At 41.3% G+C, this 24152-nt stretch carries 18 protein-coding genes; 5 read left to right on the top strand and 13 right to left on the bottom strand.

Features of this window, described 5'->3' with window-relative positions; all coding sequences use genetic code 11:
* Window positions 1–228 precede the first annotated feature (228 nt).
* The 6 genes from C8D97_RS00615 to C8D97_RS00595 all read right to left on the bottom strand — a co-directional run bounded on the left by C8D97_RS00615 (window position 229) and on the right by C8D97_RS00595 (window position 4733).
* Complete coding sequence (locus tag C8D97_RS00615; protein ID WP_109761398.1) at window positions 229–432, bottom strand: DUF2158 domain-containing protein; 204 nt, start codon at window positions 430–432, stop codon at window positions 229–231.
* A 190-nt stretch (window positions 433–622) separates the two neighbouring features.
* A complete protein-coding gene (locus tag C8D97_RS17985; RefSeq protein WP_146196052.1) occupies window positions 623–811 on the bottom strand; it encodes a hypothetical protein in 189 nt (62 codons plus the stop codon).
* 162 nt (window positions 812–973) lie between these two features.
* Window positions 974–3100, bottom strand: a complete 2127-nt coding sequence (locus C8D97_RS00610; protein WP_109761397.1) for a winged helix-turn-helix domain-containing protein — start codon at window positions 3098–3100, stop codon at window positions 974–976.
* Between the two features lie 351 nt (window positions 3101–3451).
* On the bottom strand, window positions 3452–3751 hold the full coding sequence (locus C8D97_RS00605) for a hypothetical protein (RefSeq protein ID WP_109761396.1): 300 nt from the start codon (window positions 3749–3751) through the stop codon (window positions 3452–3454).
* 61 nt (window positions 3752–3812) lie between these two features.
* Window positions 3813–4346, bottom strand: coding sequence for an RNA polymerase sigma factor (locus C8D97_RS00600; protein ID WP_109761395.1), 534 nt, complete (start codon window positions 4344–4346; stop codon window positions 3813–3815).
* Window positions 4347–4367: 21 nt separating this feature from the next.
* A complete protein-coding gene (locus tag C8D97_RS00595) occupies window positions 4368–4733 on the bottom strand; it encodes a DUF6249 domain-containing protein (protein ID WP_109761394.1) in 366 nt (121 codons plus the stop codon).
* Window positions 4734–5184: 451 nt separating this feature from the next.
* On the opposite strand from C8D97_RS00595, the gene C8D97_RS00590 reads away from it, so the two are divergent.
* Both C8D97_RS00590 and C8D97_RS00585 read left to right on the top strand, forming a co-directional pair.
* Window positions 5185–5691 (top strand): GNAT family N-acetyltransferase, encoded by a 507-nt coding sequence (locus C8D97_RS00590; protein WP_109761393.1) that lies wholly within the window; start codon window positions 5185–5187, stop codon window positions 5689–5691.
* A gap of 56 nt (window positions 5692–5747) precedes the next feature.
* Window positions 5748–6557: a response regulator gene (locus tag C8D97_RS00585; RefSeq protein ID WP_109761392.1), complete on the top strand. Its 810-nt coding sequence runs from the start codon at window positions 5748–5750 to the stop codon at window positions 6555–6557.
* 51 nt (window positions 6558–6608) lie between these two features.
* On the opposite strand, the gene C8D97_RS00580 is transcribed toward C8D97_RS00585, so the two are convergent.
* The 3 genes from C8D97_RS00580 to C8D97_RS00570 form a co-directional block, all read right to left on the bottom strand.
* A complete protein-coding gene (locus tag C8D97_RS00580) occupies window positions 6609–9662 on the bottom strand; it encodes an efflux RND transporter permease subunit (RefSeq protein ID WP_109761391.1) in 3054 nt (1017 codons plus the stop codon).
* Window positions 9663–9667: 5 nt separating this feature from the next.
* The gene (locus C8D97_RS00575; protein WP_109761390.1) at window positions 9668–12901 is read right to left on the bottom strand and encodes an efflux RND transporter permease subunit; all 3234 of its coding nucleotides are present in this window, start codon (window positions 12899–12901) and stop codon (window positions 9668–9670) included.
* Window positions 12902–13027: 126 nt separating this feature from the next.
* Window positions 13028–14134 carry an efflux RND transporter periplasmic adaptor subunit gene (locus C8D97_RS00570; RefSeq protein WP_109761389.1) on the bottom strand — a complete coding sequence of 369 codons (1107 nt, stop codon included), beginning with the start codon at window positions 14132–14134 and terminating at the stop codon, window positions 13028–13030.
* 736 nt (window positions 14135–14870) lie between these two features.
* Here C8D97_RS00570 and C8D97_RS00565 point away from each other — a divergent pair.
* Complete coding sequence (locus C8D97_RS00565; protein ID WP_109761388.1) at window positions 14871–17126, top strand: tetratricopeptide repeat protein; 2256 nt, start codon at window positions 14871–14873, stop codon at window positions 17124–17126.
* 33 nt (window positions 17127–17159) lie between these two features.
* On the opposite strand, the gene C8D97_RS00560 is transcribed toward C8D97_RS00565, so the two are convergent.
* Window positions 17160–17630, bottom strand: coding sequence for a hypothetical protein (locus C8D97_RS00560; protein ID WP_109761387.1), 471 nt, complete (start codon window positions 17628–17630; stop codon window positions 17160–17162).
* 356 nt (window positions 17631–17986) lie between these two features.
* Here C8D97_RS00560 and C8D97_RS00555 point away from each other — a divergent pair, with 356 nt between their 5' ends.
* On the top strand, window positions 17987–19540 hold the full coding sequence (locus tag C8D97_RS00555) for a M17 family metallopeptidase (RefSeq protein ID WP_109761386.1): 1554 nt from the start codon (window positions 17987–17989) through the stop codon (window positions 19538–19540).
* A gap of 166 nt (window positions 19541–19706) precedes the next feature.
* Here the strand turns inward: C8D97_RS00555 and C8D97_RS00550 are convergent, their stop codons facing one another.
* Genes C8D97_RS00550 through C8D97_RS00540 form a run of 3 tightly spaced genes read right to left on the bottom strand, consistent with a single transcriptional unit; the run spans window position 19707 to window position 22714 of the window.
* Window positions 19707–20705, bottom strand: coding sequence for a cytochrome d ubiquinol oxidase subunit II (locus tag C8D97_RS00550; protein WP_109761385.1), 999 nt, complete (start codon window positions 20703–20705; stop codon window positions 19707–19709).
* Complete coding sequence (locus C8D97_RS00545) at window positions 20702–22129, bottom strand: cytochrome ubiquinol oxidase subunit I (RefSeq protein ID WP_109761384.1); 1428 nt, start codon at window positions 22127–22129, stop codon at window positions 20702–20704. Before C8D97_RS00545 ends, C8D97_RS00550 begins: the two co-directional genes overlap by 4 nt.
* A gap of 42 nt (window positions 22130–22171) precedes the next feature.
* On the bottom strand, window positions 22172–22714 hold the full coding sequence (locus tag C8D97_RS00540; protein ID WP_109761383.1) for a GbsR/MarR family transcriptional regulator: 543 nt from the start codon (window positions 22712–22714) through the stop codon (window positions 22172–22174).
* A 596-nt stretch (window positions 22715–23310) separates the two neighbouring features.
* On the opposite strand from C8D97_RS00540, the gene C8D97_RS00535 reads away from it, so the two are divergent.
* Window positions 23311–24114, top strand: a complete 804-nt coding sequence (locus tag C8D97_RS00535; protein WP_146196051.1) for a hypothetical protein — start codon at window positions 23311–23313, stop codon at window positions 24112–24114.
* Window positions 24115–24152: the final 38 nt, after the last annotated feature.

The raw sequence follows: 24152 nt of genomic DNA, 5'->3' as shown, positions 1-24152 counted from the left end.
ATTTTAACGCGCCTGGATAGAAAAGATCGATAGAATTGTGCAAAATTCAACCAACAATTATCTTTAGATAACTGTTTGGACTGTTAGAGCTGATTTATAGAAAAAATAGGAGTAGATACTCGTCACAAAAGTACCTACTCCTTTGCAGCCTGATTTAACTGCGTGCTCTAATATCCTGTTATAAGAGCACGCTATCAGCCAGAGTGTCGCTTTAGCTTCAGCAGATGACTAAACCACCTGCTTCAGCATGGATGAGCGAAAAATATCCTTTTTTAATGTCGTTCCAACAAACCACTTGCACACCACATCTTCTTCGCGAAAACCTTCACCCACAAAGGGTTCTTTCTGTTCTACCGGCAGATCCTTAACAAAAGAAAATACCGTCATTTTGGTGCCGCCAGAATTTAATTGGACTATGTCACCGCGTCTCATACCGTCCTCCTAAATATACCTTGTTAAATGTTGGATAAAATTATTGTTACTAATAAAACTGAATATTTTGTGGCTTGTTCCCTTCATCACTTAGAACGTAATCAATTCACTTGATTGAACTTAACAGCATTTCTTGCTCAAGATATTGAGAAACAATTTAAGTTCGAAGGTATCTGAAAGCCACATTGACTCAATCGCTAGTGCACAAAGGCCAACTATTACACTTAGATACTTTGACAGTACCATCATTAGACTTGTTTAGCTCTACAGCTTCCACAGACTGATAAACAGGGGGAGGATTTGTTGTATCAGTTGTATTAAGCCCTCCAGCAAATGAACCTAAACCTAAGAAAAATAAGAATATTTTAAAAGTTGTCATAACCGCCACCTCGTTACATTTCTATGTTGAGAACACTTATGTAAATTAGCGGTTTTGAGATGTGAAAGCTGTGAAATAGATGCGCAAATCACGTGAAAATAGAGATTTTTCGAGCGATTAGTGCGAGTAGCTCATTAAAACCACCTTTTTAATCGCAATTAGCTATCTAACATAATCCATTTGCATTAAGTCCATTTCGCCTTCAGTTATATCGGTTGTTACAATCCAACTCTTCTGTAATGGTGATGATATCCATTTTCCACGCAACTTTACTTCCAAAAGCTCAAATTTAGAGGCTGACTTTGGTAAGAAATATAATTTTTCATTTGCAGTAAACAATACCCCATCATCTACCAAGCTCCACCTTCCAGTAGTATTGATGATTTCATCAACTTCAAAAAACTCCCGTTTAGAGTAATTATTGTCCTTCACTCTCCAGAAACCATTTTTCTTAAAGCTAGCTATGTATAAAAGCTCCTCCTTTAAGTCTTCAAGAACTATGAATGCATCTAGTGGAATGTTTGCTTGTCTTACTTCCCATTTATCAAGATCTAAAATAACTTGCTCCCATTGCTCCATATGCTTCATTGCTAAAAAGGCCTGATTAGAGTTTTTTCTCCATTGAAAATTTGTATAATAACTCTCATCTGAGGCCCACTTTACTGACATAGTCTCAAGATCTATGACAAACCAACGTCCACTGGCAGTTCCTCCTACTGCCGATCCATCAGGAGAAAAACTTAGATCTACAAACTGTAAATTATTAACTAAATGAGTAACCTGTTTTGGTCGCTCTCCATCTTTTTTAAGCCATACTTGAAACACGCCAGTTCGATTCGAAGCCCAGGCTAACTGCTTACCATCTTTTGAAATGGCGGGAATAATATCGTGGTAGGAAGAGCTTTCTAGAGAGCGTACATCTCCATTACTTAAAAGCTGGCTATACAAGTCCTTTTTAAAAGGGCTACCTCCTGCAAAAATAGTTTTCCCACTTTTAAGAACTAATGGAGAGAGTACTGGGACTAACGGTTGCGCCAGAATAACTTTATTCTTTTCGTTAAGGTTATATTGGATAATTTGGTTAGCGTCATTTCTATATACTACACTGGAGTTGCCTGACCAACTTACTGTATGTAATATTGAGTTCACGGAGTCTACTAACTGCGTTTCCCATGAAGTTGTGTCATAAATCCAAACTTCCGTTTGTGACCAATTTTTATTTCTTAAAACAGCCAGCTTTGTCCCGTCAGCCGATAATGAAAAGTAATAATCGCCTTTACCGCTAGGTGGTGGAGAAGCTATAGGCCAGCTTTCATCATTTAGAAAAGAATGAGAATATATTATAAAAGGTGCATTTATAGATTCTGCTTTGTTGAAAAACATACCCTGTTTATCTAGCCATAGCTGCCCCTGCGCAAACTCAGAAGAAATGTTGCATTCTACAAGCCGGCTTTCATCTAACAATGTTTTAGTTATAGGATCGAATGTTGATAAATAAAAAAAACAGTTCTCCCCTTCAAACCTAGAATAGACAATCTGATTATCTGAACTCCACCTTGCCATACGTTCACTATGATTTGCTTGTGTTAAATTAATTAATTCACCTGTTTGCATATCTCGAACATATATCTTCCACTTTTTTTCACCTTCAGTCCTATGTGTAAATAACATCCACTTTTCATTTGGTGATAATGACGGGTAAAGCTCGAGTCCTTTCAAATGAGTGATGGGCGTAGGTTTTGCGAGTAAATAATCTAACGAACGTGAACTTTCTTGCTTAGAATATAAGCTAATATAAATTAACAATGAAACTGCTAGCACAACGATTAAGACAAGCGCCCAGAATACTTTCTTAAAAACAACTCTATTGCTTTCTTGTCTATCAGGTATTTCAACAGACTCCTCATCAATAAACTCAACTGGCGCAACTAACCTGTAACCATGCCCCAGCTTATTCTCAATGTAGTGTTTTTCTTTGGCAGTATCGTCAAATAATTTACGCAGAGATGTGACTTGTTTACGTGTAGAAGAGTCGTCTTTGTATTGATTACCATAAACAAACTTGTGGATATCGGACAGGGAGACATACGAACTGGAGTTATGCAGAAGCAATAATAATAGCTTTATTGAATTCGGTGTGATGTTCCTTTTCTCACCATCGGGAGCTTCTGCGTAGCGTTCGTTAAAGTTGATAATAAACTCACCAACTTTAATAGGATGCGCACTCCAGTCTTCGTAGAGATCAGCCTCGCTTACGCTACCGGCCTGGCTCGATGGCAACTCACTCATTAATACTCACTTAAAAACCTAGTTTCGACAGAACTGACTTAAATTTATTCAATTATTTTAAATTTCAATAACATACGACAGATCACAAGCCATTCTAGCACTGTTATTAAATGAAATTAAAAAAATTTACGTTATGTCAGAAGAAAAAGTTGTAGGTAGGTATAGATGAAAATAATGCGGTGGATACGCCTATCAAATATCTCGATAGTGAGATATTTAAATCTCAGTAAATGTCCGTGATTTTAGATCCCCCCATTTTCAAACAGTTTTTTATTTAAAGTACTTTTATAAAACCTCTTGGTTCAAATATCCTGATAATAAAGCAGTTACTCCAAAATCGAAGCCTAAATGCTAACCTCCACTCAGCTCATCCTGAAACACCCAGGTAATAAGTGAAGCCATTAGTACAACAGCGATGGTTTCTATCATATAAGGCACACCCATCACCATAGGCATGGATACTCCATCAGGCCAGACCATCGCAATCCCGATGCAAGCAAATATTACTCCCATCAATGTTGATAAACTTAATATCCACAGGCGTCGTTTGTAAAACAGGTCTACTTTTTTCATGACTGAGCGTACGAATTCATCGCTCACCAGTCGTTGGTGGTAACCAAGTAAAGATTTTAAAAGATCATTATGACTCATTTTGATACCTCACAAACACCTTTGTCGGGGTTATTCACAATATAAAGACTCAAGTTAAACATCAGGCCACCTGCTCACGATCAGAAACCAGTTCACTCAGTTTCTTTTTTGCACGCGAAATATAAGACTTAATGGTTCCCAGAGGAATGCCTGTAATTTGAGTAATTTCACTGTGGCTGAGCCCCTCACTAACATTTAATGTTATGGCCATACGCTCATTCGGTTCCAGCGCTTTCATTAAAGACTCGGCTAATATATCGGCCTCTACAGAATCCTTGGTATGCAAGCTTTGCCAGCTGACTTCGCAGGGCTTTTCGTACTTGCACGCACCGGTCTGGATAACTCTTAAAAAGCGATGATACGCCAGTTTTCTTAGCCAGCCAGCAAAACTCCCAGAGCCGTTATATTGACGCAGCTTTTGAAACGCTAAAATAAATACATCTTGCGAAATATCATCCGCCATAGAATGATCACCAGCGGTCAATCGTCTTAAGAACTGACGCACACCAGACTGGTATTTCACAACCAGTCCGTTAAAAGCCTGATGCTCTCCTTGCGTTAAAATCCTTGCGATTAACTCACTATCGGTCTGCATTACATCAAATCCTGACTGGTGTTAATCATTATAGCGGTTCAGTTTCCAGACCAATAAAAATCCACTGCCAACCAGTAATGGGAACATGCCAATAATGCTAAACCCGGTAAAAGCATCCACATCATTTGCAATCAAACCTCCCAGAATACACGCGACACCTATTGCGGCTAATATTACCCCACGACGCAAGTCTTTAACTCTGGTAGAACCGCTAGTACCAAGGCTTTCAAGCAACTCAGGGGTTAAAGCATCACCTTTATCCAGTGATAGCCTAATGGTTTCCTGTATTTGCGTTTTGTTTTTATGACTCAAATACAGAAAAACAATAATAACCAGGGCGGTGGCTATAAAAGCCGAAATTGGAATAAGTGCTTCGTAATTGTTCATAGTGACCTCTCTAATATCGAATACTATTAATATAGAGACAGCCAGGCAATCAATTGGATGATGGTTTATAAATAAAACGCAAAAAAAAGCCCGTAGCAAACAGCTCGTTCAGCTACGGGCACGGGAGGGTGAGTAAAATATCAGGGTGTATAAAAGAGACTTGTTGCAAAGCCTGCTTTTAAAAATACTTGTACTCACAAAGCACGAAGCCTAACTATGCCGAAAAGCTCCGATTGCACCAAAAAGTGGCTGGCGGCCACCCTAGACACCCCTGCCCTGTATGAGTGACCAGCCAGTCACTAGATACTAGCAAAACAACCACTACTTATACAAGTATATTTTATGCTTTTTTTAAATAAACCAATAAACTCAATTTTTCGGCAGCTGCGTCAAGGTTCCTTCTCAGGTAAAGTAGCCAGATAATTTAATCAGGAATATAAGTGAAGTAAAAATGTCCGTGCAAATTACACTGGCCACCGAAGATACATTATTACTGGCGATTGAAAGTTTAGCGTTTGAGATCTGGAATCAGCACTATACGCCGATAATTGGTCAGCAGCAGGTGGATTATATGCTGGCAAAGTATCAATGTTTCTCGGCAATGAAACAGCAGATTGCCGATGGCTATCGCTATTATGCCATTATGGATGAGCCAGAGACGGAACAGACAATCATTGGTTATTTTGCCATTCAAGCAAGAGCTGACTCCCTTTTTCTAAGCAAACTCTATCTCGACGCATCTTCGCGAGGCAAAGGACTGTCACGTCTTGCATTATCCTTTATAGAACAACTGGCAGTGGATGAAAATTTGTCCAAAATAGAGTTAACCGTCAATAAGTACAATACAGGAGCAATCAATGCCTACAAAGCGATGGGATTTACTGTAAAAGAAGAAGCTGTATTTGATATAGGCGAAGGGTTTGTCATGGACGATTATGTGATGGTCAGACAGCTTTAAAATTATCAACTACACTTATAGCATCATTAAAATGACTGACAAACAGTACGGTGGCAATGAAACGTTTTAATATTCTAATAATTGATGATGCCAGCATGATCCGCGATCTGATTAAAAAGTTTGTTCGCGATTATTTTCCCAACGCAAAAATATTTGATGCCAATAATGGCCAGGCCGGAAAATCCGTATTACTTCATCAGGAAATAAACATGGTGTTATGCGACTGGGAAATGCCAGAAATGAACGGACTGGAATTGCTTGAATGGTTGCGTGCTGAAGACCGATTTAAATCACTGCCGTTTGTCATGGTCACCAGTCGTGGCGATAAAGAATATGTCATGGAAGCCATAAATGCTGGTGTCAGTGATTATCTGGTAAAACCTTTCAACCGCCAACAGTTTTCAGAAAAAGTAGAACGTGCTTTAAAGCGTCATGGTATTGTTGGAAAAATGGCTCACCCAGAGCGCGCCGCCTCTTCATCCATCGAAGTGCTTACCGGCAATAAAGTCGACACCACCACACCAACAGCGAAAAAAGAAAAGAAACCGTTACCCAAAGGCGTGGCATTGGTTCGAACGGCCAATGGAGAAGTTAAATGTGCTGTAAAACAACTCACCAAAGATTTTTGCCTGGGTATTTTTAAGTTTGTGGATTATTTACCAACGGTATTGGATCAGGTCTCTGTTGATATTGAGTTTCAACAAGATGATGAAAAACAAGTGATGCGCATAAACGGATTTGTTTACTCGATTACCAGCACCGAAAACAAACCCGACTGTCCCTTAATTCAAATCAAACTGTCATTAATGGATGAAGATCCGCAGAAACATCAAATGATTGACGACTACGTCAGTCAATTTTCATAAACATTCATAATCCCAAACTATCTATACCATATCATTCAAAAATTCTTTAGTTTAAAAAATCGATTCCGATACAGTCCGTCCACGTCGCCATACATTGCGCCGCCAGGCACTTAAATTATCCAGCCCAACATAAATGGTCGGCAGTATAAGTAAGCTGACAATGGTAGAAAAAGCCAGGCCACCAATAACCGCTCGCGCCATTGGATAATAAGGTGGTGAGTTTGCGGTTCCGCCGACAGTTGCATCGCCAATGCCCAATGGAATTAAACCTAAAATAGTGGTACAGACCGTCATTAATATTGGACGTAACCTGTCTCGGCCGCCCTGAATAATCGCGTCATTTCTTGGCATACCACTGCGTCTTAAATGATTGATGTGATCGATCAATACAATGCCATTATTAACAACCACGCCCATTAACACAAGAATGCCAATACCGGACATAAACGAAAAGGTGGTGCCTGTCATTAAAAAGAACCAGAACACACCCACAACGGCATAGCCAATAGACGTAATGACTGCCAGAGGAAACAGTAACGATTCAAACAGTGCAGCCATCACTACAAAAATCATCAACAATGCCAGCAACATATTTTGCATCAGTATATTATCAGCGTTTTGCTCACGCTCAAAAGCTTGACCTAGATTCCAATTATAACCCGGTGGTAAGCTAACTTTATTCATCACTTCTTCAATAGACTTTTTAGCTTCATCCATGGTGATTTCGTCTAAATTTGTAGTGATACCAATACTGGTTTGGCGATTTCGACGTGAAATTGTGTTAGCCGCTTGCTCTACCTGAAAGTCAGCAATACTGTCGAGCGATATAATTTCGCCACTTGCCGTCATAAGTGATAAGCCTTTTAAATCCGCTAATGACTGACGATCATTTTGATTAAACTCCAACATCATTTGCACCTCGCCATCCTGGCCACGGTAAGATCGAAGTGGTTGACCGCGCATCGCAATCGACACCATATTCGCTACCTGAGCGGGATCAAGACCGAGCTTTTGCGCACGCACTCTATCAACTTTTACACGTACTTCACGATCGCCGGATGTTGCATCAGAACGGGAATCGTAAATACCTTCAATAGTATTTAAAATTCTGGCAACTTCGTGACTCAGCTCTTGCAGCGTTTCTGTCGAGTCACCGGTCACGTAAATTTTTATACCGTCCTGATTACCACGATTGCGTTCAAAACTAGGGGCACCAATGGCTATTTTAGGTAAGTTGTTTTCGATAAACTCACGGATTTCGGACACTGCCTTAGTCGCCATGTCTTTGTCTTTTAAAATAATGGTCGATTCCGCACGGTTATTATTGTAATAGCTGTAAACCGATTCTATATCCAATTCAGCCTGATGGGCGTACAAAAATTCTTCAATGGTATCTACAGTTGCTTCAATTTTATCCAGCGAATACTGATTATCGATATAGTAAGGTAAAAACAATCGACGCTGAGTGTCGTCGGTAAAATTATCTTTTGTCACCTGTCCCATAGGAATAACGATACTCACAGCAACCAGTACCGCAAAAAGTGCGGAAATTTTTGGTCGGTTCAATGACCACTGTAAAAAAGACGAATAGCGATCGGTCAGTCGATTAATCCATTGACTCGATTTTTCCTGACTGCGAATTTTAAACTTTGCCAACAATAATGGAATTATGGTGAGCGCAATAAATAACGACGCCGCTAGTGCAATAACAATGGTAATGGCCACGTGACTAAGAAATACTGTCATCTCGACTTTTTCACCAATGATATTAGGCAAGAATACAATGGCCGTTGTTACTGTTCCTGCAAAAACCGCCACGCCGACTTCTTTAACACCCAAACGAATCGCCTTATGTTGATCGTCAGGGTACTTTTCCTGATATCGAAAAATACTTTCAGTAACCACCACTGCGTTATCCACCAGCATACCTATGGCGAGCATTAATCCCATCATCGATAAAATATTCAGCGTCACATTAAAGAAAAACATAAAGGCCAAGGTGATGGTTAGCGAAAAAGGAACCGCTAAAGCGACTATAATGGTTGAGGTAAACTCCCGTAAAAAGAAATACAAAACGATAACCGATAATACAAAACCAATGATGCCCGACAAGCTGATATCCCCAAGGGAGTTAGTAACACCTTCAGCCTGATTGTCCATGGTATAAAGTTTAATACCGTCAAATGCCGGATCATTTTCAGCCTTTTCAATTTCCTCAATTACTTTTGTTGCTACCTCCACAAGGTTTGCATTGGCTTCACGTGTGATCGACATACCAATCGCATAGTCTCTATCCAGATGTCGGCCTTCTCGTGCGATGGGTTGCTCAAAAACAACATTGGCTATATCAGACAAGCGAACACCCTGTTCATTAACCACTGTATTTTTAATATCCTCAATACTTCGGTATTCACCCAGTGGCTTAACCCGATAACGATTTTGATCATCGGTAATTAATCCCGCCGACAAGGAAAAGTTCTGTTTTTGCAATTGCTGATTTAACTCAATCAGATTGATATTGTGAGCGGCAACCCGATCAGCGTTTAACTTAATTTTAATTTGTTGCTGATCGACACCATATAAATCAACTTTTGAAACACCATCGATGCGTTCAATGGGTCGCTTTAATTTTCTTTCCAGTAAATTATATTCGTTAGACAGATCACGCTGACTCGAAATACGCAGCTGCAAAACCGGCATATCACCGGTGCCACCTGTAAACACAAAGATTCGCTGCAAGTCGTCGGGCAACTGACCACGAATAGCATCAATTTTTTCTCTTGCCTCAATACCTTTAATGCGGGCATTTTGATCCCAACCAAAGCGCAAAAACAATTGTGCATTATTATCAGTGGTGGTCGACCAGAGAGTTTGAATGGAACTCATGGTAGCCAGCACTTCCTCCATCGGCCGGGTGATGGTTTCTTCAATTTCTTCTGCCGATGAATTTCCGTAGGGCACCTGAATAAAGATCCCCGGAAAATTTACCGAAGGAAAATACTCAAGTGGTAACAACCGAGAAGCCAGCAATCCGGTTACCAGAAAGCAAAGGAAAAACATTAAGGTGGTAACCGGGCGTTTCAGTGCAAGTGCTGTAAGTTTCATTGGCGCTATCCTTTTCTATCAAACAAGGTGTAGAGCACAGGGATCACCACTAATGTGAGCAATGTCGAGACTAATAAGCCGCCTATTACCGTAATGGCCATTGGTGCGCGAATTTCGGCACCTTCACCCAGCCCTAATGCCAATGGCAACATACCCAATGTGGTTGTTAAGGTCGTCATAACAATCGGTCGTAATCGGGCATTAGCGGCTTCTTTTACTGCCTGATATTTTTCCATGCCCTGCTCTCTTAACAGATTGATTTTATCAATCAGGACAATGGCATTATTAACCACAATACCCGCCAACATAATTAAACCAATAAACACCACCACACTGATGGTTGATCCCGTAATAAATAGCGCCCAAACCGCACCCACCAAGGCTAAGGGAACGCTGAATAAAATAACGAAAGGATGCAATAAGGATTCAAACTGTGACGCCATAACCAGATAAACCAGAAAGATTGCCAATAAAAGCGCAAGCTTTAATGAATTAAATGACACTTCCATTTCTTCGTTTTGTCCGGCAACTCTCACTTCAATACCTTTTAGCTCAGGTAATTCCGCCACCAGATTTTTTAATACATTAGCGCCTTCGCCAAGATCGCCATAATTTAAATTGGCACTGATAATAGCCACCCGTTCCTGATTGATACGATGGATCTCACTGGGACCTATGGCCACGGTAATATCCGCGATAGCGTCTAATGTGATCGGTCTATCGGCTTGTGGATTTACGATCAGCTTTTTAACATCATTAATTGATGCCCGATCATCTTCTTCTACTCTTACTAATACATCGATTTTTCTGTCACGAAATGCGTACTTGGTAGCAACCTCTCCTTTAAGTTGATCCACAACGCGATCCGCAACATCGGGCACACTGAGCCCAAGGTGTGCAGCTTTCACATGATCAAATTTAATTTGAACTTCAGGATGCCCTTGCTGCAAGGTTGACTTGATATCGGTGAATCTGTCTTGTTGCATCATCTTATCCATAAGACGGTTTGACTGCTGCTTAACCTTTTCCAGATTAAAGCCCATTACCTCAACTTCCAGAGGTGTTTTAAAACTGAATAACGATGGCTTTTCAATATTAAATTCTATGGCTGTAATATTACTTAACGCCGATCGTAGTTCACGGATCACCCGGGCTTCTTTTTCTGGAGACAAGGGTTTGGCAATAACAATATTAAGCTCACCAATATTTTCACCGCCTTTTTCCGGACTTGAATCCAACTGATTGCCGGTTCCGGCAACAGAGTAGGTTCTTTCAATGCCTGAAATTGAAGAGGCGATTGATTGAACCTGATTGACTAATCCATCGGTTCGTTGCAAGGGCGTACCGGATGCTGCCTTAATTTCAACAATCAATTCCCCTTGCGACAACTGAGGTATTAGCTCAACGCCTATACGATTTACCAGCCATAAGCTGGAACCAAAGGCCACCAGAGCCACCAGTATCACTAACGCTTTTAATTCAAGCGAGCGCTTAAGTAAACGCGCATAGCCTTTTTCTATGGCTTGATAAAAAAAGTTAAATGGGATCGATAGTAAATAAAAAACAGCAAAAAATACTCGACTAAAAATCTTGCTGATAATCATAAAAAATGAGATCAGATAACTGGGCCCAGCGACAAAAATCGCTCTTAACAAACGAATAAAAATATTCTTACCAGGTTGTTTAGCGGTATGTTCATCGTTGCCAGAATATGGATTTTTGCGCCCACCAATCGATGCCATCATAGGAATAAAGGTTATCGCAACCAATAAAGAAATAAGCAGAGCAAAAGTTACCGTTAAGGCCTGGTCACTGAACAACTGCCCGGCTATCCCCTGAACAAAAACCAAGGGCAAAAATACGGCAACGGTTGTAAAGGTAGCCGCCGTTATTGCCGAAGCAACTTCTTTGGTTCCCTCTCGAGCGGCTGTAACCGCATCTTTACCTTGCTCTTTATGGCGTGTAATGTTTTCCAGCACCACAATAGCATTATCAACCAACAATCCAACCGCCAGCGCCAGACCACCCAGCGACATAATATTCATGGTTATTTCAGCAGCAAACATCATATTAAAGCTCACCACTACTGAAATTGGGATCGACAATGAAATAATTAAGGTTGCGCGGAAATTCCTTAAAAACAAATACAGAATAATCATGGCCAACACACCACCTACTATGGCGTTGCTAACCACTTCATCAATTGCCTGTTCGATAAATGTCGATTGATTATAAATTTCCTTAAGCTGCATATCATCAGGTACGCTTCGCTTAATTTGATTTACTTTTTGACTTAATCGTTCAGCGACCGTTACCGTATTCGCATCGCCTTCTTTGTAAATGGCAATTTCAACCGCTTCGGCCCCATTAAGGCGAGTAATGGCTTCTCGTTCTTTAAACTTCTGTTTAACCTCGGCAATATCATTCAAATAAACCGTTTTACCATTTTGAATGGCGATAATGGAGTTGGCTATTTCACTGACGGATTGATATTGATTAATGGTTCTGATTAAAAACTGTTGCGAACCCTGTTCAAGTCGACCACCGGATAAATTAACATTTTCGGCGCGTAACCGTGCAGCAACTTGTTGTATCGATAGATTTAACTGGCTCAGTTTTTCCTGATCCACCAATACCTGAACTTCATCTTCCAGACCGCCACTGACTTTTACTGCAGCAATACCTTCTATCGATTCAATTCGACGTTTAATTTCTTCCTGCGCAAATCGGCGCAGTTCGATTAATCGTGATTCACTCGCAACAGAATTTTCTTCATTACTTGATGCAGCAGACGTTTTTGATGAAAGTGCAAACCGGACCACTGGCGCCAAAGACGGATTAAATCGCAATAAACTGGGGCGCTTAACTTCTAATGGCAACTGCACAACATCCAGTTTTTCACGCACATCGAGGCCTGCCATACCCATGTCAGAACCCCAGTTAAACTCAAGCACAACATCCGATTGTCCGGCACGAGATATTGATCGTATCTGTCTCAAATTTTTAACAACACCAAGGGATTCTTCAATAGGCTTTGAAATTAAGTTTTCAACTTCGGCCGGAGCAGCACCGGCAAACTCTGTTCGCACGGTTAAAGTTGGATAAGATAAATCGGGCAGCAGCGTTAAACCCAATCGACCGACCAAAACCATACCAAACACCAACAGCGCAATCGTAAACATTGAAACGGTTACTGGACGTCGTGTCGATACATCAACAACTGATTTGGTTAAACTCATCTATGTCCCCAAAGAATTGCAATAAGATGGTTCATAAACCGCATTTGACTGCAGCGATTTATTATTCCTGTTAAAAATGGCAGCGAAAGTCTTGCGTAACAATACTTTCGCCATGCGTCATCCGTTTTAGTTAACTTTAAGACCCGCTAGTGACGTTGCATCAGCTTCTTTTGACTGGCCTAAAATCTCTACCTTACTATTATCTTTCAAGCTATTTTTACCCGCGATAACTACCTGATCACCTGAATTAAGACCGGTCAGAACCTCGATATTGTTGTTATCTTCAAATCCAGTTGTAATATTAACTTTGACGACGGCACCGTCATTAACTTTAAATACAGTAGGTTCCTGCTCTTCAGCGATTAGAGCATCTTTACTGATTAACAATGTATCTTTATGGTTAGCGTAAACAATACCCACTCGACCAAACATGCCGGGCATAAGCGCATTGTTTTTGTTTTCAATTTCTACGGTTACCTTAAAAGTGCCACTGGTTGGATCAACCACTGGACTAATACGTAAAATTTTTCCTGTAAATAATTGTTGTTCCCGTGCATCTACTTTTAACCAGGCCGCTTGATTAGTTTTTAATTTGGATAACTCTCTCTCGGGCACATGGATAACCGCATGCAATGGATCGAAATCGGTCACTTTAAACATGGCCTGATTCAAATTCACCATATTGCCAACTTTTACCATTCGTTCAGAAACAACACCTGATATGGGCGCAACGACCGAGGCAAACTCCAATTGCAGTTTTGACAATTCGTAAGCCGCTTTTTGAGCCTGATAATCAAACTTTAATTTTTCGTAAGTGTCGGAACTGACCATTTTCTTTTCGTAAATTCGACGATTTCGTTCTAATTCCGTTTTAAGACGCTTTAAGTTCGCCTCAGCACGTTTAACTTCCAGTGTTAGTTTATCGGTATTCAGCTGCGCCATACGCTGACCTTTCTCAACAAAGTCACCTTCTTCCACAAAAATCTCGGTAATGATTTCGCTGCTTTTTGCCACTATGACCGCCTGATTTTCAGCTTCCAATGAAGTGGTATTTGAATAAACAGCGCTGATATCACCCGTTGCGACACTGGCAACTTCAACCGGTACAGCTACCTCTTCCTTTTTCTCGTTTTCAGCCTGCTCAGATGTCTTTGCCGAACCATCATTACAGCCACTTAATAATGCCATTGCAGCTACTGTACTTAACGCCACTACCTGTCTTAAACGATTCATAACTCATCCTAATTATCTATAAATTCTGAAGTACTGCTTTTCTCTACTTTTGCTTTGCTTTTGTTCTAGCTTGAGCGTGTTCAATCTAGAGCATTAACCTTTTCACCAGCAAAGCCTTGTCCAAACGACTCAATGTAAGGACTTAACACCATGTGTTATACATTTATACAACACCAAGTCACATGAATACAGCCTGAATTTGTAACCAAATATCCAGAAGATTCACATAAACGTCTGTTTAGCCTTAATATCGCTCAACAGAACGTCATTAACCTTCCTGATAATTAACCCACAAGCAGAATAAGTGCCAAACCAATATAAAAGCCATAACCTATTGATTTTATGGAACTATATTAATCGTAGCGATATCAATGACCGTTCAAAATTAGTCAGTTACACAAAAAAGTGGCTACTTAGTTAAACGATACGTCGATGCAGTGGTTCAGATGACTGCAAATGTTAACGAATGTGTCTAAAGCAAAAGAATGCGCTTAACCTCAAACAGGATCTTGGCTATTCAATTCTTCGGCTGGTCAATGACCCCTTCCGCGATCCATTTGTTTTACGATCAAATGATCATCCGATTGACGCACTATCGGAATCTTTAGACGCACCAAGCCCTTAAAAGGATTTAATTATTTAAACAAAACCTTCCGATAGAAATGTCCAGGCATATCTGTGCGCAATATGAACAATTGAATGTCTTATCGTTAATGCGTAAGGTTAGGTGCTTTCAATGATGCTTAAACCTGCCATGCCCAGTTACTTATGCCCAAATCAGTCACGCTCAACTCAATTATGCTCAGGGTATTCCTTTGCCATTATTTTGCTTGGCCTAATGTCTTTGTGCGGTGCTTGCTCGATAGTGTATGCAGAACAAGCCACTGGTCATCTCTCACAACAAAAAAACAACACAAGTTCTGTGGCACCTAATAATTTACCTGATGATCATTGCTTGATCGCCAAGGACACGTTAGCGCAGCAGATCGAATACTGTGAACACATCATCTCTAAAACTCTCAAGAAGACGACATTAGAAGATACTAAACAGACCAATACCTCAGTGATAGATTGGCAACTGAAGCTGGTTGAACTTTATACTCGTCAGGGTCGCTTTAAACAGGCCGAGCAACGTCTCGGTGAATTACAATCCTATAATTGGGCCCAACAGCCACTGACATTACAATTTAATTATTTACGCAGACAGGGCATACTCGCTTATCGTCAGGGACGTTATCCGCACGCATTAAATTTATTTCAACAAGCCAAAGCATTAACCAACAGAAAACAAAATCAACAATTCCCGCAATTAACTGGTAAAGCTTTGTCTGACATAGGAACCGCTCATCTGGCGATGACCGAATACCCAGAAGCGCTGCAAGCCTACCAACAAAGCTTAACCATAAAAGAAACTTACGCATCGCCTAAATCTCTGGCCGTTACATTAAATAATATTGGTTCGGTTTACCGGAAATTAAAAGATTGGATTAAAGCAGAAGACTATTACACTCAAGCATTAAACTATTATATACAGGCCGATCATCAAGCCGCGATTGCTCATACGCGAGAAAATTTAGGTGTGATATATCTGGAACAGAATCAACCAAAAAAAGCGCAACAGGTCTTTTCTCAATCGTTAGATTATTTCCAACAATCCGATCAACAACACGCACAGCTCCGTTTATTGGTTTTACTGGCAAGTAACAGCCTGCACCAAGAACAACTAACCATCGCGCAACAATATCTGGATCACGCGCAATCTTTGGAACTGGCTTTAGGCGCTAATGATCAGTCATCAAAATTAAAACTGGCGCTAGGTAAACTGCAGTCATTGCAGGGCAATTATCAACAAGCCGAATCACTGTACCAATCAGCCTTACAACAGGCAGAGTCTCAGTCGGATAGAAGCCTTGAATTAAAAGCGCTCGATTTATTGGTAAAAAATGCCTCTCATTTTTCGCAATGGCAAAAAGCGCTGCAGTTCCAAACCAAACAAATGGCTCGGCAGGTGGATTATTTTGAAAGAAGTCACGATGAATCGCTCGCTCAAAAACGTGCATTTTTTGAGTACGATCAACAACAAAAAGAAATAAAACTGCTCAATCAGGACAACCGAATTAAGCAGCTGGAAATTTCTAATAACAAAAATAAAATCACATTACTGATACTGACCATTTTCCTGTTGGTTATGGCTTCCGTGGTTTTTATTATCTGGCTATTAAAAAAACGAAAACAAATGAAAGCAACCTTTGAACAAGAAATTGCCTTTCATCGACAAAAAGTGACTGATCTTGGCAGTAACTACAATTCATTAAAATCCGCCTTTGGCCAGCTGACTCAGCCCATCATGCTGTTCAATAATCAACAAACACTGATATTTTCAAATAATGCTCTTGGTGAACTGCTTAATATTGCACCGTCAAAAATAGAAGGCGAGCAACTGAAAAATATTATTCCTTTTAGCAATCAAACATTTTGGAATATTTGGCAAAGTGAAGAAGATATTGAGCATCGACACTTAAAAGACATCACTTTAATGATCAAAGGAAAATCACAGCAATACAATATTATTGCCAGCAGCATTCATCGTGAGGAACCTATGGTTATGATAATTATTTGTGATCATCATGATGCCGCGAATGACCTGCCGGTCAATGCCGTCTTACCCCAGGCAAGTTATCATCAAATGCTGGTAGACCTAATGTTAAACAGCTTACAGATATGGGAAACCACAACAAAGACTTCTCGCATTGAGCTGGCAGAAAAAAGCGGTATCTGGCGCGTGTCGATTGATGATGGTCGACTGCGAACACGCTCGCTGGATCGTTATTTAACCATTAAGACGCTGCCTAAAAAACCGCGCTGGCGCGAAGTTTTGCGTACCGCTCACTTTATTCTGGCGGAGTGTGACCCGCCAGAGAATGATAAAACAATGTTAGAACAAAAGCTCGATCGAATAACACAGCACATTCGAGCTGAAGCTTTATTGTAACTGACGAAACGATAAGTCCTGTTTATCAAAAGCTTACTGACTACTTCGAGTAGCGGTTGCATTACTGCGACGCTGCTCTGTTTCGATCCGGCAAATACCGCATGAAAACTCTATCCCTTGATCAATTGAGTAAAGTTCGTGATGGCTGTCTTCCGAGTTTTTGGCAGTAACAGGCGAGTGAATAATAGCCCGAACCGTTTGATGATCACCCGTTGTGCGATACTCAAGTTCCGCTTCACTGAATGAATGGCATAAACTGGTCGCCGCACGTGTGGATATGGTGTAGTCATCATCATCAAATTGACCACAACTTCTTAATTGATTACATACTGCGTTTTCTTCACCTTTGAATTTTTCAAGTAATGGTTTGTTTAAGCTGAAGTTACCCAAAATTGAAATTGTACCAGCAGCACACCAACCTTTTTCCATAGCCTGTTCATGAGACAAAATACTCAAGCTTGTTACGGATAAAGCTATCGCCAGAGAATGTTTTAACAACGCCATAAAAATTACCCCTGTTATAGATTCTATTATTGTTAATACTTAGTGAACCTGATTATAAATCAATCAACTCTGAATGATTCAATTTTAAAGATCGCCGATTCTTAATTAACCTGTAATTTACTCGCAATTATTACCCACGATAAGCATTTTATGGGTAAAAACCGGGTAAAGTTTCTGTAACCTGTTGAATAACAACAACTATTATAAATTTGAGATAATTAACAAGCTAACTTCAATACCCTTGAATTGCTCACTGTTTTAGGTGACGTCAAAAGCTCACGAGACTTGTATTTTATTAACGATAGCAGTAGGTTAGAGCCATATTTAAAGTTACTTTATCTTTTACGGAGTACACTATGTCTTTTCCGAATCCTGTTGGATTATCCAGCTTTGATCAATTAAGTCAGGAGCCTTCATTCGACGCTCTGATCATTGTATCCAGTACCATTGGTTTCTCTCATCACGAGGGCATTGATGCGCAAATTCGCAACGCCGCCAAAACTGACCATCGCGTTGGCAAAGAAATTGTTTTCTTACACAGTGACGACTGTCCGGGTCATCGACTGATCCACGCACCCACTGCCGATTTAACAAGAGATGTGGCCGATGTACGCGACTTTGGTGATGCCGCAAAACAGGCCATAGAAATGGCAAAAAACGCCGGTGCTGTTAATCCAGTGATCGCCGTTGAAGGTTTACCAAAACATGAGTCGTTTCAAGAAGCATTATCTGTTGCCTATTTATCCGCCTGTCAGTCCTTATGGAAACCACTTGAAGGCCGTGAAGTAGTCGGCGAAGAAAAGCTGGAGCCGGTAAAAACCATTGGCCTTCTGGATCCGGATAACCGACTGGATATTAATTATCTGGCGGCGGTTGAATCCGGACGTAGACTCGCTCGTGACTTGTGCGGTACCGAGCCAGAGCGTATGGCGCCACCAAAATTCGCTGAATATTGCGAAGACGCCTTTAAGGGTTCCGACGTAAAAGTCACCGTTGAGTCGGATCGCGCTGATCTGGAGCAAAAATACCCGCTGCTGGCGGCTGTCGCTCGTGCCTCTCAAAGTGTGACTCGTCATCAACCTCGTGTCGTTCACCTAACCTATGAAGGCGAAGGCCCCATCGAACAAACGTTAATGTTTGTTGGCAAGGCGGTCACTTACGATACCGGCGGTGCGGATCTTAAAGTAGGCGGCCACATGGCCGGTATGAGCCGAGATAAAGGCGGCGCAGCAGCGGTTGCAGGATTTATGAAAACCGTCGCCGAATTAAAACCTAAAGGTATAAAAGTGATTGGTGCCATTGGCGCTGTGCGAAACAGCATTGGTGCCGACTGTTTTGTTGCTGACGAAATTATTACAGCCCATTCTGGCAAACGGGTTCGTATTGGTAACACCGATGCCGAAGGCCGACTGGTAATGTGTGATCTCTTATCCCACTGTCGCGCTCAAGCAACCAATGAAGCCAACTCTCAATTATTCACCATCGCCACCCTAACCGGACACGCAGCGCTTACCGCAGGTCCCTACACAATCTTTGTAGAAAACGCGCCTGCGAGAAACAATAAGCTGGCGTCAAATCTTCAGGCCAGCGGTGAAATATGGGGCGACTGTGCCGAAATCAGTCGGCCACGTCGAGAAGACTGGAAAATTATTCGACCACGAAGCGAAGCTGATGATCTCTTATCTTCCAATAACGGTGCCTCCGTATCCGTGGCTCGTGGTCACCAGTTCCCAATGACGTTTTTAAGCGTTGCTTCCGGCCTGGATGAACACGGCCAATACTCCGATAAACCATTACCCTACTGTCATATTGATATTGCCGGCAGTGGTGTTGAGTCTGGCGACTGGCAACACGACAAACCCACCGCAGCACCCGTGATTGCTTTAGCGGGTCACTTTTTAAAGGGTTAGGTTAACAAGCAATAAAAAAGGGAGTTAACGACTTGTTTAACAAGCCGTTAACTCCCTTTTTGTTTTAGACGTATTTATTGTTCGTGAATGTTCCTAGAGCGTGTTTATCTTTCGCTCCAGGGTATTACCTAAACCCACTTCAACGGATCGGTTAACATTACTCAATTTAATAATAAGTAAGTTCCGTTGTTTTTCCCTTAAATATTCGATAAGACAAAATGGTGTAAGCCAATATAACCGGAAGTACGATAGCCACACCATAGAACACAAACATAAGAGAAGCAGGTGCACTGGCAGCATCTTCGGCCAACAGCTGATTAGGAATAACGTAAGGAAAATAGCTGTAAGCAAAACCGGCCAAACAAAACACAAACAAAGCTGCAGCACCAACAAAAGGAAGCCAACAGGCTGTGTCATCTCTCACCGGTACATTTTTTAAGTATTGATCAACAATAACGATGATCAAACCACACATTAACGGGATTAAAAATAAAATTAATGCACCCGGCATACTGAACCAACGAGTGGCCACTTCCGGATTAATTAATGGATTCACCACGCAAATGGCAACAAACGAAAGCGCCATAAGCCAACCCGCCCGACGGGCGCGTTTTGCCGCAAAAACCTGTAACTCACCTTCGGTTTTTAATACCAGCCAGGCACCACCAATATACAAATAGGCCGCAGCAGCACCAATGGATGTTAGTAATGAGAACATAACCGTTGCCACTGTGTATTCAAAACCAGTAACATACATGCCCAGCATAAAGCCTTGCGACAAAGCGGCAATAAAAGAGCCGGCTTTAAATAACTTATCCCACAACCGCTGATACTTGGTTACCGCTTTCGCTCTAAAATCGAACGCAACGCCGCGTAAAATTAATCCCACCAACATAATGGCTGCCGGTAAATAAAGTTCACGCAAAACAATATTATGAGCGGAAGGAAACGCTATCAGCAATATACCAACAGCCAACACCAACCAAGTTTCATTGGCATCCCAAAAAGGGCCAATGGATGCGATCATGCGATCACGATGCGCCAGATTATCCATCGGCAACAATAAGCCGACACCTAAATCAAAACCATCCAGGATGGCGTACAATAAAATGGCGACCGCCATTAACAATAAAAAGATATTGGGTAGAGCTTGTTCTAATGTCATGCGTTACCCTCCTGAGCAGAAATTTTTTGTGAGTCATGGTTTGAAGCAGAGCCATCATGATCACCCAGTGTCGATTGCTTGATTGCATCGTCCATGGTGCTGAACTCATCCACATCAATGGATTTACGAGCCATATAAAATAACGTCTGAATATAGGCAAAAAGTAATACTGCATACACTACAATATATAAAGTTAAAGAAATACCAACGTTTGTTGAAGCTATGGTTGTAACCGCATCTTTGGTTTTTAATATGCCAGATACTAAATAGGGTTGCCGACCAATTTCAGTCACATACCACCCGGCCAGTGTGGCAATCCATCCAGAAAATGTCATGGCAATAATGCTTTTGTTTAACCAGACTGGAAGTGATTTTTTTCGGATAAAGTATAACGACGCAATCCAACTGACTGCCAACATTAAGAAGCCCACGCCAATCATTATTCGAAAACCATAAAATACCGGTTTCACGGGTGGGTGCTCCCCTTTAAATTCATTCAGTCCTTTTACTTCGCCCTCTGTTTCATGGGTTAAAATTAAACTGGCTAATTTAGGGATCGCAATTTCAAAATGATTGCTGCGAGTTTCTTCATCCGGCACAGCAAATAATAATAACGGAGCACCTTTTTGAGTCTCCCAGATACCCTCCATTGCTGCGACTTTTTGCGGTTGGTGTTTAAAGGTATTCAGCCCGTGCAAATCGCCGACTAAAATTTGTAACGGTATTAACAGCGCCGCGGCAAATAGGGAAATGCGCAGCGCGACTTTAGGTGCCCGTTTTTCATCACCTTTGTATAAACGATACGCGGATATACCCGCCATTAAAAAACAGGCGGTTAATCCAGAAGCCAATAAAACATGCAGTAACCGATAAGGAAATGATGGGTTAAAAATAACTGCCATCCAGTCTTTGGCATGGGCGACACCGTCGATCATTTCAAACCCTTGCGGGGTTTGCATCCATGAGTTTAACGCTAAAATCCAGAACGCAGACATGGTTGTGCCAATCGCCACAAGAAAGGTTGAGACCGTATGAAACCACGGCGGTAAACGATTCATACCAAACAACATGGCGCCTAAAAAAGTAGCTTCCATAAAAAATGCGGTCAGTACTTCGTAGCCCAACAGTGGTCCGGCAATATTGCCAACTTTATCCATAAACCCCGGCCAGTTGGTGCCAAATTGAAACGACATAGTTATGCCGCTGACCACACCCAGTGCAAAGGTTAAAGCAAATATTTTCACCCAAAAGCGATAAATGCGCATCCAGACTGGATGCTTGGAAATATGATGGCGAACTTTAAAATAAAACAGAAACCAGGCAAGCGCTATGGAAATAGAGGGAAACAAAATATGAAAGCTAATATTCACCGCAAACTGAATCCGCGATAATATTTCGGTACTTTCATTAAGAGTCTCTATCATTAGATTCTCCTTCAGGCTTATTTACATAAGCGAATTAACAATTTATTTTTTCACCAACAATCGATCTTTCATATCCAGCACTTTACCGACGCCCGATCCCAGCTTCAGTAACGTTTTCAAGTTCTCCGGATTCATTCTGTGAATATCGTCAAACCAACCGATGAATAACTCAAGTAAATCATGAATTTCTTGCATTTTGTCGTGGGCAAAACTGTTGTTGCCATCTTCCACTCTCATCAACTGACTGCGCAGCACTGAAAGGGTTGGATCGACTTCGCGCTTTCTGCGCTCGGACAATACCTGCATGGCCAGTTCCCAGATACTGCCATTAGGTCGAAAGTAATCTTTCCTGTCGCCCGGCTGAGGTTGTGTCCGAATCAATCGCCAGGATAGCAATTCCTTAAGCCCCATACTGACATTACCGCGCGACACATCGAGCGACTCGGCCAGTTGATCGGCGTTTAAAGCGTCTTCTGACAGCACCAGCAAAGCAAACATTTGCCCCACCGTGCGGTTAAACCCCCAGTGGCTGCCCATTTCGCCAAAATGTATGACAAAGGGCTCAATTTCAGGCGATAAATTCATAACAATTCTTAATTTTCAGAAATTACTGAAATTATAAACACTAATAATATTTATACAAGATAATTTAATGTCCGCTTATTTTTTAACGTTATATAACCGTTTAAGGCTAGGCAGAGGATCCGCTAACGTCAAACGCTTTCATATTTAGATAAATCCAGTAAAATCCTGCTACTAGAGCGTGTTTATCTTTCATTATTTGAGATCTTGAGTGCCAAAATTAAGCCAATCGCGGCGTGAATTTTGAAGTTTAGTTATTCTAAATAAGAAATTCTCAACAAAGAGTGGCTTAATTTTAGCCTCAACCCTTCGGGCAGGGGTGATTTTATGTCACAACTGCGTTATCGGTCATTCAAATACGACTACAGGATGTAGGAGGTAGAACGACTCAGGAGACAAAGTCGAGAATAACTATTCATCACTCCCTCTGCCTTGTTGTGACATAAAATAACCTCCTGCATCTCAAATAATGAAAGATAAACACGCTCTATGAGTTAATAAATAATGATAAAATACAAGCAGTTGCATTGAGCTACCATTACAAAGCACCCTTTCGCCAATATGGATTGGTACAGCAACAGCATAAAATGGACAAAAACATGCGAACTACGCTAAACTTAACCCACGCTTTTAAAGGAAAACTCCAAAATGATCGTTTTCAAAGCCTTGCTCACACTCGATATAAAGCTTATGGTCGGCCCAAAAGTCGGCTAATTATTGCGTTAATTGGCGTAATATCAGCCTCATCGACCGCCCACGCTGCGACATCCCCAGCAACGAATCACTCTCTTCTCGGAAAATTTATTATTGCTCTGGCAGTCGCTATTTTGGTCCATGCGGCAATCCCTGCAATAAAACACTTCCTTTCGCAACGCTCGATTAAAAAATCTTATTTAGCTTACTTAAATGCCAGCATCGACAGCACGCTCGTCCGTTACGGAAAAGAATGCTCCATTGACTTCGCTACAAAACATCTGTTGCCTCATCATAAAAATAGTGACTGGATCAACGCATTGAATAAGGCAGGTCTGGGTGTCCCCGACATTATGCTGTCACTGTCCAATGCGTTTGATAAAACCGAAGCAACATTAAATGACACGCAGCCTTATATACCTATTGTTTCGTACAGTGGATTAGCGCAAACTGATCTCGATCACGAACATCCGGTGTGGTCATTACCGAAACGTCAAACAAAAGTCATATCCATCTACCTGCTATCACAGCAACAAATTTTGGATTCTGTAAAAGCCCAATTTGAACAGCCCATCATCAACTTTATTAATAGCGATAAACTGGAAGATCGCAAACGCTGGGTTAATTTTGGGCGAAAAATGCTCGACGAACTGGTGGAGCATTACATTGCAACCATTGAACTGAAACGATTATTAAATCGCCCGTCTTAAAGTAAGAGTAGAGCGCCTGAAGTTCGATGACCGAAGAT

The organism is Pleionea mediterranea (genome assembly GCF_003148745.1).
GTDB classification, from domain to species: domain Bacteria; phylum Pseudomonadota; class Gammaproteobacteria; order Enterobacterales; family Kangiellaceae; genus Pleionea; species Pleionea mediterranea.
The sequence above is the reverse complement of the archived record's forward strand: the minus strand, read 5'-3'. Positions and strand labels throughout refer to the sequence as shown.